Annotated in this window: 8 protein-coding genes; 2 read left to right on the top strand and 6 right to left on the bottom strand. The window is 65.0% G+C overall.

The features are described from left to right. Positions 1-51 precede the first annotated feature (51 nt). Together accD and I2G20_RS12595 are read left to right on the top strand one after the other, a co-directional pair. Positions 52-1029, top strand: coding sequence for an acetyl-CoA carboxylase, carboxyltransferase subunit beta (gene accD, locus I2G20_RS12600; RefSeq protein WP_196260060.1), 978 nt, complete (start codon positions 52-54; stop codon positions 1027-1029). 67 nt (positions 1030-1096) lie between these two features. Beyond that, positions 1097-2389: a bifunctional folylpolyglutamate synthase/dihydrofolate synthase gene (locus I2G20_RS12595; RefSeq protein ID WP_196260059.1), complete on the top strand. Its 1293-nt coding sequence runs from the start codon at positions 1097-1099 to the stop codon at positions 2387-2389. Between the two features lie 99 nt (positions 2390-2488). Here I2G20_RS12595 and trxA read toward each other — a convergent pair whose 3' ends face one another. From trxA to I2G20_RS12565, 6 genes are all read right to left on the bottom strand, one after another. After that, positions 2489-2812 carry a thioredoxin gene (gene trxA, locus I2G20_RS12590; RefSeq protein ID WP_196260058.1) on the bottom strand — a complete coding sequence of 108 codons (324 nt, stop codon included), beginning with the start codon at positions 2810-2812 and terminating at the stop codon, positions 2489-2491. A gap of 120 nt (positions 2813-2932) precedes the next feature. Next, the gene (addA, locus tag I2G20_RS12585; RefSeq protein WP_196260057.1) at positions 2933-6355 is read right to left on the bottom strand and encodes a double-strand break repair helicase AddA; all 3423 of its coding nucleotides are present in this window, start codon (positions 6353-6355) and stop codon (positions 2933-2935) included. Beyond that, positions 6352-9426, bottom strand: a complete 3075-nt coding sequence (gene addB, locus I2G20_RS12580; RefSeq protein WP_196260056.1) for a double-strand break repair protein AddB — start codon at positions 9424-9426, stop codon at positions 6352-6354. Before addB ends, addA begins: the two co-directional genes overlap by 4 nt. Continuing rightward, positions 9426-10157 (bottom strand): nucleotidyltransferase family protein, encoded by a 732-nt coding sequence (locus I2G20_RS12575; protein WP_196260055.1) that lies wholly within the window; start codon positions 10155-10157, stop codon positions 9426-9428. Before I2G20_RS12575 ends, addB begins: the two co-directional genes overlap by 1 nt. After that, positions 10154-10633 (bottom strand): tRNA (adenosine(37)-N6)-threonylcarbamoyltransferase complex ATPase subunit type 1 TsaE, encoded by a 480-nt coding sequence (gene tsaE, locus I2G20_RS12570; RefSeq protein WP_196260054.1) that lies wholly within the window; start codon positions 10631-10633, stop codon positions 10154-10156. Before tsaE ends, I2G20_RS12575 begins: the two co-directional genes overlap by 4 nt. Before the next feature lie 4 nt (positions 10634-10637). Then, on the bottom strand, positions 10638-13073 hold the full coding sequence (locus tag I2G20_RS12565) for an ATP-binding protein (protein ID WP_196260053.1): 2436 nt from the start codon (positions 13071-13073) through the stop codon (positions 10638-10640). Between the last annotated feature and the right edge of the window lie 94 nt (positions 13074-13167).

Raw genomic sequence — 13167 nt, 5'->3', positions numbered from 1 at the left:
CGGTTCGCCGGAAATACAGGACAGAAACAGGGATCAAGGCGAGAGCTCAAGATGAACTGGATCGACAACGTCGTCCGACCCAAAATTCGTTCCTTTCTCAATAAGCGCGACGTCGAGGACAATCTCTGGGTCAAATGTCCCGAGAGCGGCGAGATGGTGTTCCACCGCGACCTTGAGACAAATCAGTGGGTGGTGCCCAATTCGGGCTACCACATGAAGATCAAGGCTTCGGACCGGCTCGATAATTTCTTCGACGAAGGCCGGTACGAAAGGATTGCGCTGCCACAGGTCGCGCAGGATCCGCTTCGGTTCCGCGACACCAAGCGCTACACCGATCGCCTCAAGGAAGCCCGCAGCAAGACCGGACTTGACGATGCTATGCTCGTCGCCGTGGGCAGGCTCTATGGCCGCGAGGTCGTCGCCGGCGTGCAGGATGGCGATTTCATGCTCGGTTCGCTCGGCATGGCCGCGGGTTCGGCAATCGTTACGGGGCTCGAGACCGCCGTCGAACGCAGGCTGCCCTTCGTCATTTTTACGGCTTCCGGCGGCGCGCGCATGCAGGAAGGCATTCTCTCGCTGATGCAGATGCCGCGCACCACGGTTGCAGTGCAGCGCCTGCGTGAAGCCGGGCTCCCCTATATCGTGGTGCTCACCAATCCCACGACAGGCGGGGTGACAGCGTCCTACGCCATGCTCGGCGATGTCCATATCGCCGAACCCGGCGCGCTCATCTGTTTCGCCGGCCCGCGCGTCATCGAGCAGACCATCCGCGAGAAGCTCCCCAAGGGCTTCCAGCGTTCCGAGTATCTCTACGAGCACGGCATGGTCGATATGGTGGTCCACCGCCACGATCTGCGCGCGACCATCGGCTCGCTCGTGGGGATTTTGACCAAGGCCCCCGCCAACGACGCAATTCCCAACCGCTTCGTTCAAGCCGCCCCGGCGCTCACGGCGCGCGACGTGGCGATTTCGGCGGAGGGAGACGACGATCTCCTTGCAACGACGCCCGTAGCCGGTCACGCCGAATAGCCGGCCGATTTTCAAAAAGGCCCCGCCCGCAGAACCGGGCGGGCCTTCCGTTTGCCCCTGGCCGCCCATGTCCCGCACCGATGCGATTCTCAAGCGTCTGCTGACGCTGCACCCCAAGCTGATCGATCTCGAGCTCGACCGCACGCTCGGCCTTCTCAAGGCGCTGGGCCGCCCGCAGGATCGGCTGCCCCCGGTCATCCATGTGGCCGGCACCAACGGCAAGGGCTCGACCATCGCCTATATGCGCGCAATGCTCGAGGCGGCGGGCAACAAGGTTCACGTTTATACCTCGCCTCACCTTTCGGCCTTTCGCGAGCGCATAAGGCTCGCCGGCACCCTCGTCTCTGCGCGCCGGCTTAACGCCGCGCTCGAGATCTGCGAGGCGGCCAATAAGGGCAAGCCCATCACCTTTTTCGAAATCACCACCTGCGCGGCGTTCCTGCTGTTCAGCGAGGTAAAGGCCGACTACCTGCTGCTTGAGGTGGGCCTCGGTGGCAGGTTCGACGCCACCAATGTCATCGACAACCCTCTGGGCACGGTCATCACGCCCGTATCGATCGATCACACGCAATTCCTGGGCGAAACGCTCTCCGAAATCGCGTCGGCAAAGGCTGGCATTTTAAAGCGCGGCGCACCGGCGGTCATCGCGCGCCAGCCCGACGACGCGCTCGAAACCATCGCCGCTGAAGCCAGGTCCCTGGGAATAGAACCTTTCGCCGCCGGCGTTGATTTCGATGGGTTTTCGCAGCGGGGAAGGCTCATCTATCAGGATGACGAGCAGTTGCTCGATCTTCCCCTGCCCGCGCTGGTCGGTCCCCACCAGATCGAGAACGCAGCGCTGGCCATCGCCGCCGTCCGGCATTTCCGGCTGCCGGTATCCGAGGAAGCGATTGCCAGGGGCTTGCGCAACGCGGTCTGGCCGGCGCGGCTGGCCCCGTTGCGCGGCGCGCTCGGTGATTATCTCGAGGACGGGCAAGAGCTCTGGCTCGATGGCGGCCACAATGCGGCGGGCGCCGAGACATTGGCGGCCGCGCTCGCCGAGATGAATGCCGCACGGCCCGCGCCGCTTGTGCTCGTTTCGGGCATGATGGCCACCAAGGATGCGGCACGCTTTTTCGCGCCCTTCAAGGATATGGCAAAGGAAGTCTTTGTCGTGCCGATTCCGGGCGAGGCGGGTGCGCTCAAGGCGCGCGAGCTGGCACCATTCCCCAAGCAGCATGGATTGAGGACGACACTTGCCCGCTCGGTGCCCGATGCGCTCGCGCGCGCCGCTCACATCGAGGGCGCGCGCATCGTCATCTGTGGCTCGCTCTACCTCGCCGGCGCGGTTCTCAAACTCAACAAGACGCAGCCGGAATAAGCCGCAGGTGTCACCCCAAAATAAAGCGCTTGTCCCGACAGGATCGGAACAAGCGCTTTTGCGCTTCGCTTTACGAAAGGAGAAGCGAAGCAAACCGTCTTATGCGGCGTGGCTTTCGAGCCATTTGACGAGACCGGCCTTGGGCGTGCCTGCGCCGATCTTCATGTCGGCAGCCTCGCCCCCCTTGAAAAGAATCATCGTGGGAATCGAGCGTACGCCGTACTGGGCGGCGGTACCGGGGTTCTCATCGACATTGAGCTTGACAATCTTGACCTTGCCTTCGAGCTCGGTCGAGATTTCTTCGAGGATCGGCGCGATCGCGCGACACGGCCCACACCATTCGGCCCAGAAATCGACGAGAACGGGTTGGCTCGAGCCAAGCACTTCCGAAGAGAAGGTGGCGTCTGTCACATGTCCAGTCATGGAGATACCTTTGCAAATTTGAGGCGAACCCGCACGAGCCCCGCCCCGGGGAAACCTATATTGATCAATAGCTAGGCGGAGTCGGGAGCCAATTCAACCCTGCCCGCCGCATGGCACCCATCACACAAGCGCGATGCTGTCGCTCGCCGCCCGGAGCCGGCCGGGATCGAGCACCATCAGCCGCCGGGGGGTCGTCCAGAGGATCGCCGTGGTTATTTCCTGCCCGGGAAACAGCCTCTCGGCGATGCGCGCGTAAAGCCCCAGTTGCGCCCAATAGGCCTCGGGTACCCCATCTTCGCCATGCGGTGCGGCGGCATCGGATTTGAAATCGATAACCATAATACCCGATTCATCTGCGACGAGCCGGTCTATCCTGCCCGTAAGCCTGATCGGGGTACCATCCCGCGTCGCATCGAGCGCAAAACTCACCTCGGCGCGCGCATCGGGCCCGAACAACCGGGCCAGCGTCGGATCGGAGAGGATGGCGAGCGCTTCGTCCGCGACCGGCTGCGCAAGCTCGGGCGCATCGGGCAGGAGCGTCACCGCCGCTGCCAGCGCAACCGCCTCGCGGCGAATGGGCGGCACGTGCGTCAGGTGCTGGAGCAGGGCATGGAGCGCGATGCCCCGGTCGCGCGCAGTGCGTGCATCGAGCAGGCGTTCGACCTCCGGGGCAAGCGCTGCGTCCGCTCGCTCCGCTGCGCCCAACGATGAGGGCGAAACGGTTTCCCTTGATGTCGGTAGCGCGAGTGGCGGAAGGGAAAACGTTAGATCTGCGGTACGTAACGCAAGGGGACGGTCCGAGACCGGTCTAGGGGGCGGCGTGGCCAGGGGATATTGCACCACCTCCTCTCCGCTCGCCGGATCGGTTATGGTCTCGCTCCCGGCCGCCAGGGCGGTCTCGATGACGGTGTGCCAGCTTCCCTCCGCTTTGCCCCGCTCGGTGAGCGTCCCCGCGACGATCAGCTCATCCTCGGCCCTCGTCATCGCCACATAGAGATTGCGCCAGTATTCCTCGCCCTGCCGCGCGGCGACCGCCTCGCGCAAGGTACTTGAGACGCGGCAGTGATGCTCCGTCCCCGGGCAATAGAGCAGGAACGGCGTCTCCGGAGGCCCGGCGAATACGCAGTCCTTGACCGGGGGCGGCTTGCCGGCGGCGTCCGCGAGAATGACTATTGGCGCTTCGAGCCCCTTGGCCCCGTGCACGGTCATCACCCTCACCCCCGAGGTCTTGGCGGCGAGATCGCGCTTGATGACGATGTGGCTCTTGCGCATGGCCGCGAGAAAGCCGGTGAGCGAGGGCTGGTTGGAGTTCTCGTGTTCGAGCGCCAGATCGAGGAATTCGGCGATCACCTCATCGACCTCTGCCCCGAGCCGGGCGTGAAACCGTCTGAGCCCGCCCCTTTCGTAAAGCACGTGGGCGAAGAACTCGTAAGGCCGGTCGAGATCGAGCCTTTGGCGGAGGTCGAAAAGCACCTGATAAGCCGCCTGCGCAACCGGCCTGTCGCTTGCCCCGAGCGCCTGCCAAAGCGAAGCCCCCCTGCCGCGCGGCTCGGCGAGGTCATAGAGATCGTCTTCGGAAAAATCAAAGAGCGGCGAGCGCAGGACGGCGGCCAGTGTGAGGTCGTCGCTGGGGCTCAGCAGCACGTCGGCCAGGCCCAGAAGATCGTCGACCGCGATATGGGCCGAAACCGGCAGGCGGTCAGCGCCCGGGCTTTCGATGCGTTCTTCTTTCAGCGCCCGGACGATCTCGCCGAACACCGCCGAGCGGCGCTGCACGAGCACCAGCACGTCTTCGGGCACAATCGCACGCCCCCGCGGCCCGGGGGGGGTGCCGATTTCAACCCAGTGCTTGATGGTCCGCGCAATTTTTCGTGCAAGCTGGCGCGGCGCGCTGCCAAGGTTTTCCATCGGTTCGAGCGGCCATTCTTCACCGGGCTCGGTGGTTTCGGGGGCTGCAATCAGGGGCCAGAGCGTGATCGTGCCGCCCGTGTCGCGGCGCGCGCTTTCGTGCCGTATGCCCTCGGGCGGCGCAAACAGGCCGCGGGCCACCTCGGGGAGATTGGCCACCCTGTCGACCCCATCGAGGATAGCGGGAAGCGTGCGGAAGCTCGTGCGCAGCGTCCGGTCGCGCCATTCCCGTCCGGATTGTCGCGCCCTGAGACCCATTTTGCGCCCGGTTTCGAGAAACAGCGCCGGATCGGCCCCCTGGAAGGAATAGATCGACTGCTTGGGGTCGCCCACCGCGAACAGTGTCTTGGGCCGCCCCGTGCCTTCGCCGTCGAAGAAATCGTCGGCCAGCGCCTCGATCACCCGCCACTGCTCGGGATTGGTGTCCTGGCTTTCATCGACCAGAATATGGTCGATCCCGGCGTCGAGCTTGTAGCGCACCCATGCGCCGTACTCCCGGTTGGCGAACAGCGCTGCCGTACGGACCACAAGATCGTCGAAATCGAGCCAGGACCGAGCCCGCTTCTGCGCTTCATAACGCGAGACGATGCTCGAAAGAACGCCGAACAGGGCGCTCGATTGTTCGGCAATCTGCGCCGCCTTGTAGCGGTCGAGCACACCGGCGAGCCGCTCGGCCTCGGCCAGGAGATTAGCCGCCAATGCGGGATTTGCTTTTTCGAACGCCTTTTTGGGGAAGTTCTTGGGGACGCTGCCCTCGCCGGTCAAATAGGCGCCGATCAAATCCTTCGGGTCGGGATTGACCGGATCGAGCGCATAAAGCTTGTCCTCGAACCGGGTCTTGCCCATGTCGGGAGGCGCGATCTCGAAAATCTCGGGCCAATCGGACGGCGGCACGATCATGCCTGAAATTGCCTCCGCCAGCACCGATGCGGCGCTCACGCCGGGCGAGAGACCAAGAAACCGCTGCAGATTGATATGCGCGGCCGCTGGATTGGCAAGAAGGGGTTCGAGCTTGCGCCCCAGTTTAAGCGCATCGGCAATGGCCTTTTCGATCGCGTGATCGCTCAATTGCGCAAAGAGGAGCCGCGCCGCATCACCCGCCGCCCTCCCGGCAACGAGGCCTTCGGCCAGAACGGCTTCGCGCGCTTCGAGGATCATCTGCCGCGCGTCGGCCTCCTCGATCACCGAGAAATTGACCGGCACGCCCGCTTCGAGCGGAAACCGCTGCAGCACCGCCTCGCAAAAGGCATGGATGGTGTTGATCTTGAGTCCGCCCGGGGTTTCCAGCGCCAGCGCGAACAGTTGCCGCGCGCGCAATTGCGTTGCGGCATCGGGGGCATGCCCGAGCATGTCGGTGAGCGCAGCGGCGAGATCGCCGTCATCGAGCCGGGTCCAGGCCCCGAGAATCTCGGAAACCCGGTGCCGCATCTCGGTAGCGGCGGCCTTGGTGTACGTAAGACAGAGGATCGTTTCCGGCGCCGCACCCCCAAGCAGCAGCCGGATCACGCGACGGGTCAGGATGAATGTCTTGCCCGATCCGGCATTGGCATTGACCCAGACATTGGCCTCCGGGTCGGTTGCAGCCAATTGGCTGGCGCGCGCGTCGGGCGGAAGGGTCAAGGGACGTTCGCTCATGGCGTATCGTCCTCGCCAGTTTCGGTCAGCGCCCATTCACCGGTACGCGCCAGATGTTCGTAATCGCCCTTGAAGCGCTGGCCCTTTTTGGGAAACACCCGCGCGGGCATTTTCTGCCCCTCGCGCATCAGCATGGCCGAGATATGTCTCAAAAAGCGCTGGAAAGTGCCCGCGATTGCACCGTCGAGATCGGTGTCATTGGGCAGGGAAAAGGCTTGCGGATCGAGCGCATCGGGCTTGGCGCCGATCTTGATGTAAAAAAGCGCTTCGGAACGCACCGAAGGAATGTCCCCAAATCCGCCATGGCGCGCCATCACGGCTTCGAGCGGCAATTGTGGGGCGAAATAGGCTTTCATGTCGGCTGGAGCAGGCACCGATCCGGTCTTGAAATCGATGATGGCCAGCTTTCCGTTTTTCAAAATGTCGATGCGATCGGCCCGGCCCCGCAGCGTAAAGACGTCTCCCTCGTGGGGAAATTTCCATTCGCCGTCGATTTCGGCCCGACGTTCTGCGACCCCCGCATCGCGCTCGCGTTCGAAGTCGAGAAACTGCGCCGCCGCTTGCGAGAACCGGTTGAGCCAGAGGTCCCGCCGGGCAGGCACGGCATCGAGCGCCGAAAACCGCGCACGCGCCAGCGCCATGAGGTTATCGAGCGCATCCGGGGCGGCGATATCGTGTTTCGCCTTGATGAAGTCTCCTACCACGTCGTGGATGATCGTACCGCGTTCGGCAAGATCCGGGTCCGCGCCAAGCGGATCGATCTTTCGCAGCCTCAGCACATATTTGGCGTAGATGTCGTAGGGCGAGCGCAACAGGGTCTCGACATCGGTCACCGAAAGCTGCCTGGGCCGTTTGGCGGCCGGCGGGGCCGGGGCGGGCCGAGGTTGGGCCGAGGGCGGCGCGCCCGTGAGGTCGATGCGCCGCGCCAGGTCGAGCCAATGGCCGCCGCGCGCCTGCATGGTTTCGACCGGCACGGCGCCGAAAAACCCTTCAAGCCGTTCGATGAGCCGCGATGGCGTTGCCGGGCCGGTGCCCTGCCTTTGTGAAAGCGTCACGATCACTTCGCGCGCGCCCATCGCCATCAGGAAGTCGTGGGCGGCAAGCCCGTGGAGCTTTTCCGGTGGCTCCAGTCCCGCGCCCATGCGCATGCCCCGGCTCAGCCACGGGCCCGGATCGGCGACTTCCGGCCAGACGCCCTCGACGAGCCCGGCAAGGATCACCCGGTCCGCCGTCATCAGCCGCGCTTCGAGCCGGCCATAGAGCGTGACGGCGGTGGCCGGTTTGCGCGGCGCCCGCACGCTCTGGCCGGTCATCAGTCCGTCCAGCGCCGGCGACAGCGTGTCCGCGTCCAGCAGCGGCCCACGTCCGCCTTGCCGGGCCAACGTATCGAGCAGGAGCGCGAGCTCCTTTTCCCCTTCGAGCGGCGGAGAAGCCTGGCCATCGGGGAGCGCACGCAGGGCCGAAAGTGTTTCATCGAGCGCGACGGCCAGCTGCGAGGCATGGAACCCGGGAACTTCGAGCAGAGTGTCGAGCGGTGCGAGCGCGGTGGAGACCGCATCGACCAGCGTCAGGATCGCCTGCGTCTCGTCGGCGGAAAGCTTGAGGCGCCGTGGCTGCCTTTCGTCTCCGGCCAGCGCTTGGATGATCCTTTTGAGGCCCTCGATACCGGCGCCGGGGCGCTGACCGCGCAGGACCTTGAGGTCCAGCGCTTCCGCGGCGGAAGCGATGCGCGCACGTCCCAACCCAAGGGTGACATGGCGGTTGCGCAACAGCGCCATAAGGTCGACCGGCGCGTATCGGCCCACCACCAGCGTCACCGCCTGCCGCACCAATCGGCCGGCGCGCGAGAGGTGGAGCGGTGTGCCCGCCGCGTCGTCGGCCTCGATTCCGGCGCGTTTCAATTCGGCGGCAATCCGCCGGGCGAGCGTCTGGTCCGGCACGATTGCCGCGGCGGTTTTCCCCACACTCAGCGCGTCATGCATGGCGATGGCAATGGCGCGCGCTTCTTCCTCTGGCGTGCGGGCCTTGAGGATCGAAATCCCTTCCGAAGCAGCCTCGATCTCGAGGTTTTCGGCCAACACGGCCCAGCGGGCCGTTTCCGGGGCGAGCGCCAGCGCGGCATTGAGCGCCTGGGTGCGTGGTGACGCCGGAGCGCCAAGCGCAATCACCCGTTCCGGGGCGCTCCCGACCGTATTGAGCAATCGTACGAGTCCATATTGCGGATGTCCGTGCGGGTTGTTCCTGCCCGAGAGGAGCGCATCGAGGGTTCCCTGACCAAGCGTGGTATCGACGCCCGGCAGCACCACGGCGCCATTGGGGAGCGCGGCTATGGCGGCGATGAGTTCGGCGGTGGCGGGCATCGAGCCGGTCGAACCTGCAACGATGACGGGCTTGTCGCCGTAAATCTCCTGGAGCCCCTGTGCCTGCCGCCGGACGAGCGCCGCAGTTCGGGCGCTGGCATCCATCTCGCCCTCGGCCTCAAGGATTGCCGGCCAGCGGGAAAACACGAAGCGGACGAATTCGAGATTGGCGAGAAACTGCGCGGCCAGCTGCCCGGTTTCGATCTGCCCTAGATCCGAGAGGTTCTTCCCGGCAATGGCGAAGTCGTCGATCAATGTGGCCAGGGAATCCGCCAGCGCCAGCACTTCGGCAGTGTTGGGCCTGCCGCGATAGCCGCCCAGCGCCGGCGCCGAAAAGGGTGTATCGGCGCGGGTCGCGAGCCATCGCTCGACAAGTTGGGCGAGCAAAAGCCGGCGCTTGACCCGGCCCATGGCCGGCGGCAGCGAGATGGGTTCGAACGGCGGCAGGAATGGTTCCTCCGCTGGGTCCTCGCCGCCAAGCGCCCTGAGGTCGGGCAACAGCATCGGCCTTGCGCCCAGCGCTTCGAGCAGTGCATCGGCCAGCGCTGCGCGCGCGCGGCGGGTGGGCAGGAATACCGTGATGTCCGAGAGCCAGAAGGGGCCTTGGCGTGGCCATGCGGGCAACAGTGTGCCGTCGACAAGGCTCCGGGCGAGCACCTTGAGAAAGGGAAGGTGCGGCGCGATCGAGAATATGTTGGCGCCCGCCGCCATCAGACCAGCGCGCCGATCTGCTCCTCGGTGCGGATGATCGCAGCCGGATCGCCCACATGATACCATTGCGTCGCGATCTCGACCCCCTTGAGACGTCCTGCTTCGAGCGCAACCTGGAAATGCTTATAGAGCGAAAAGGGCACGTCCGGGCCTTGGGCGGCGATATGGCGGGCAATGAGCGCCACCCCGGCATAGACCACCGGACGGCCGAGGTTTTTCGAGATCGTCCCGTCGCCCGAAAGCAGGAAGTCGGCGCCCTTGAAGTATCCGCTTGCCCGGTCGGGCGGAACGCAAAGCAGCACCGCGTCGGCTTCGCCTGCCCCGTAAGCCTCGATCAGCCGCGTTATCGGCCTGTCCGCGCCGGGGAGCCAGAAGCTGTCGGTGTTCATGGTCAGCACAGGATCGGTGCCCAGCAGATCAAGCGCCTTGCGCAGCCCCCCGCCCGTATCGAGCAGGCGGTCCTTTTCGTGGCTGACTGCAAAACGGATATCGGGCAACCCGGCGGCCAGCCGCTCGATATGGGCGATGATTTGATCCGCCTTGTGGTGGGCATTGACGACGAACCGCCCGCACCCTTCGGCAAGCGCCGCATCGATCACATGGTCGATGAGCGGCTTGCCCGCCACCTCGATCAGCGCTTTGGGCGTCTCGAAGGTCAGCGGCCGCATGCGCGTCCCCAATCCCGCTGCAAGCAGCATGACATCGGGCGCATGGCTCAACATCGCTGTCATTGCGGCTCTCCTCTTTCTGCGCTCCAGCGCGATAGCGCCGGGGACCAGCTCCCGATCGGCTTGCCGCCTAGGGGCTTTATCGTCATGGTGCGGCCATCGCCCGATGGCGTACTGTCGAGCGCGATTGCAATGCCCTCGCGTTCGGCCAGTCTTGGGGCCCGCTCGGGCCACTCGATCAGCTTGACCGCGCGATCGTCGTCGAAAAGCCCAAGCTCTTCAAGTTCGTCCTCTCCAGCCAGCCGGTAAAGGTCGGCGTGGACGATGCCGTCGTAGGGCTGGACCAGGGCAAAGGTCGGGGAGGGCACGGCCATGTCGGGTTGTCCCAGCCTTGCCCGGATAATGGCGCGCGCCAGCGCCGTCTTGCCCGCGCCGAGATCGCCGTAAAGCAGGACGACATCGCCCTTATCGAGAAGCGCCGCTAGGGCTGTCCCGATGGCGTCGGTCGTTTCCGGATCGTGCGCGAAAAGCGCGAACATAACGCTATTCGCCGGCGTTCTGCGCCTGGGAGGCGTCGGCCGGGACGATTACCGTGACCCGCGTGCCGCGCGGCTCGCGCCCCTCGATATGGACCGTGCCGCCATGCAGATTGGCGAAGGTCTTGACGATCGCCAGCCCCAATCCCGCCCCGCGCTGGCGTCCTTCGACCGATTGCCCCTCGAAGCGCGAGAACATCGCGGCGCGGATTTCCTCGGGAATCCCGACGCCCTCGTCCTCGACGCTGAAGGCGATGCGGTTTGCCCCCCGCGCCTCGACCGAGAGCCGGATTTCGGCTCCGGGTTCGGAAAAACGGGCTGCATTGGAGAGAAGGTTGTAGAGGATCTGCACGATGCGCGTGCCGTCGGCGACGAATGCAGGGAGGTCCTCGGCCACCTCGACCTTGAGGTTGACCGGTTTTTCAGAACCCGAGAACGCTGCCGAAAGGCCGGCGCGCGCCTTTGCGATAAGGTCGGGGATGTCGAGCTTTTCGGTATTGAGCTGGGCGATCCCCGCATCGACGGTGGCAAGATCGAGAATATTGTCGATCAGGAGCCCCAGATTGGCGCTGGACGCACGGATATAGTCGGTATAGGCGCGCTGCTTTTCGTTGAGCGGGCCGACCTCGCCCGAGGCAAGGAGATCGGCAAACCCGATGATATTGGTAAGCGGGGACCGCAATTCGTAGGAAACGTTCTGCACGAACGTGTCCTTGAGCCTGTCTGCGGCGATCAGCGCCTCGTTGCGTTCCTTGAGCACACGCTCGTAATTGGCGCTTTCCGAGACGTCCATGAAGGTCATCATCGATTGACCGTCGGGCAGGCGCACCACGGCGAAATCGATCAGCCGGCCGTCGGCGCGCGCAATGCGCCCCTTGGTGTCCCCGCGCGTGGGGTTGAGATCGATGATCCGGCGCTTGAGGTCGCGCCATATGGCATCCCCGTCCTCGGGAAAGGCGCCCGCCGCGGCGCGGGTCACATCGTCGATATGGGGGCGGCCACCGAGAACGTTCATGGGCAGCTTCCAGATTTCCGACAGCCGCGGATTGGATAACCGCAGCCGTCCATTGGTGCCGAACACCGCAACGCCCTCATTGAGCGCATTGAGCGTTTCGCGCTGCACGTCGATGAGTGCATTGTGGCGGGTTTCGAGAGCCAGGCGTTCGGTCATGTCCTCAAAGACGTAGATCACCCCGCCCGAGCCGGTCGCGGGGGCCGCGATCACATTGGCGCATCGCCCGTCCGGCAGGTACCAGGGCGTTTCGCGCGGGGTGGTGAGCGCATAGCTCATGAGGTGCTTGTCGCGCCAGCTGCGATAGTCGGATTCGGCGGGCAGGGCGCCCATGGTGCGGAGCTTGTCGAGAATGGCCCGCTCGTCGGGCCTCCCCGACAGCCAATCGGGGTCGAGTGCCCAGAACTGCGCATAGGCGGAGTTGAAGTGTGTCAGGCGCCGGTTCTTGTCGAAAACGGCAACAGGTGTCGCCAGGGTGTCGATGACCGTCGTCAAATGGCCGAGATCGGGCTCGCGGGGCGCGTCCTCCTGCATCTTCGGCCGGGCAAGCGGCAGGTAGAAATACCCCGCCGAGCCGCCATTGAGCGGAAAGAGCACGAGGTCGAGCTTGCCAGCCATCTCGTGCGCGTGTTCGAGCGCAATCGTATCCCCTGCGTTCTCGAGCGCCTTGAGCAACCTCTCGCGCGCCGGGGCGGGGAAGATATCGGGCGCCGTCCCGCGTTCGGATTTGAGCCCAAGCGTGCGGGTAAAATGGAGATAGGCGGCATTGGCATAGACCAATACCCCGTCCCTGTCGCGGATCCAGGCCGGAACGGTGAGGTTGGACAAAATGCCCTGCGCCTCTGTCAGCGAGGGAAGGCGCGTAAGCGCCGGGCCCGAGGCCGGGGACCGCATAACACTGCCCGAGGGCCGCAGCCGGACCACCGCCGAGCCGCCCACGAGCCGTCCTGCGCAGCGGATGATACGCCCATCGCGGGCCGTGATCGAGGTCTCGAAGACCTTGCCCTCGATCCGCAGGTCGGTGAGCCGGTCGGCCAGCTCGCGCGCGGCGTCGGCGTCGAGCCAGCTGCGGAAATCGAGTACGGTTTCAGGTCGCGTTTCGCCGGGGATGAGCGCCGGAACCGGGCCCAGCACAGAGGGCGCAAGACCCGTATCCTTCCAGAGGATGGTGACTTCGGGCATGCCGGCAAGAAGCGTCTCGAATTCGTCGAGCGCCGCGCGCATTTCCCCCAGTCGTTCGGCGGTCGAGGCGTTAGCCAGGTCCGCCGCGCGCCGCCAGCGCGCTGCCATGAACGTGGCGACGAGCCCGAACCCGGCTGCGCCCAGCGCAATGGCATAGGGTGCGGCATTGACGACATTTGCGGAGATGACCGGAGTGGCAAGGGCAGGGCTTGCGGCAAGAACCGCGACGGGTGCCGCAGACAGGGCCACGAATCCAGAAAGTTTCCGGAATCCAGCCGGCTTCATGCCCCTTCGTGCCTCGCTAAATATGTGACCCGCCCGTCAGGCCATGCCGTGTGGATGA

Source organism: Pelagibacterium limicola (assembly GCF_015694405.1).
Taxonomy (GTDB): domain Bacteria; phylum Pseudomonadota; class Alphaproteobacteria; order Rhizobiales; family Devosiaceae; genus Pelagibacterium; species Pelagibacterium limicola.
The sequence above is the reverse complement of the archived record's forward strand: the minus strand, read 5'-3'. Positions and strand labels throughout refer to the sequence as shown.

What these genes read in the sequence shown, in the direction of transcription:
- I2G20_RS12595 (WP_196260059.1), top strand. Translation starts at nt 1,097, where the DNA reads ATGTCCCGCACCGATGCGATTCTCAAGCGTCTGCTGACGCTGCACCCC.
- trxA (WP_196260058.1), bottom strand. Translation starts at nt 2,812, where the DNA reads ATGACTGGACATGTGACAGACGCCACCTTCTCTTCGGAAGTGCTTGGC.
- addA (WP_196260057.1), bottom strand. Translation starts at nt 6,355, where the DNA reads ATGAGCGAACGTCCCTTGACCCTTCCGCCCGACGCGCGCGCCAGCCAA.
- I2G20_RS12575 (WP_196260055.1), bottom strand. Translation starts at nt 10,157, where the DNA reads ATGACAGCGATGTTGAGCCATGCGCCCGATGTCATGCTGCTTGCAGCG.
- tsaE (WP_196260054.1), bottom strand. Translation starts at nt 10,633, where the DNA reads ATGTTCGCGCTTTTCGCGCACGATCCGGAAACGACCGACGCCATCGGG.
- accD (WP_196260060.1), top strand. Translation starts at nt 52, where the DNA reads ATGAACTGGATCGACAACGTCGTCCGACCCAAAATTCGTTCCTTTCTC.
- addB (WP_196260056.1), bottom strand. Translation starts at nt 9,426, where the DNA reads ATGGCGGCGGGCGCCAACATATTCTCGATCGCGCCGCACCTTCCCTTT.